The 337-nt window shown below is 75.7% G+C and carries 1 pseudogene; it reads right to left on the minus strand.

The features are described 5' to 3' along the window. A pseudogene (locus JMF97_RS30960) lies at positions 1–337 on the minus strand (hypothetical protein); the annotation flags it as partial.

A 337-nucleotide genomic window follows, 5' to 3' on the forward strand; every position in this document is an offset into this window, starting at 1 on the left:
CGCCGCCTGCAACGGTTCCAGCCCGGCGAACGCGTCGGCCGCCGCCACCTCGTGGGCCAGCTCCGCCGACCGCCACTGCGGCCGCGAGATCACCGGTAGCGCCGCCGACACCGCCGAAGCGACCATCCCCGCGTCGCCCACCACCGTGGTGCGTTGTGGCGGCAGTCTGCGGGCGCACACCCGGATGAACGCCCTCGGGTCGATCCGGTCCGCCGCCTGCAACGGTTCCAGCCCGGCGAACGCGTCGGCCGCCGCCACCTCGTGGGCCAGCTCCGCCGACCGCCACTGCGGCCGCGAGATCACCGGTAGCGCCGCCGACACCGCCGAAGCGACCATC

The organism is Micromonospora fiedleri (assembly GCF_016774385.1).
Classification (GTDB): domain Bacteria; phylum Actinomycetota; class Actinomycetes; order Mycobacteriales; family Micromonosporaceae; genus Micromonospora; species Micromonospora gifhornensis.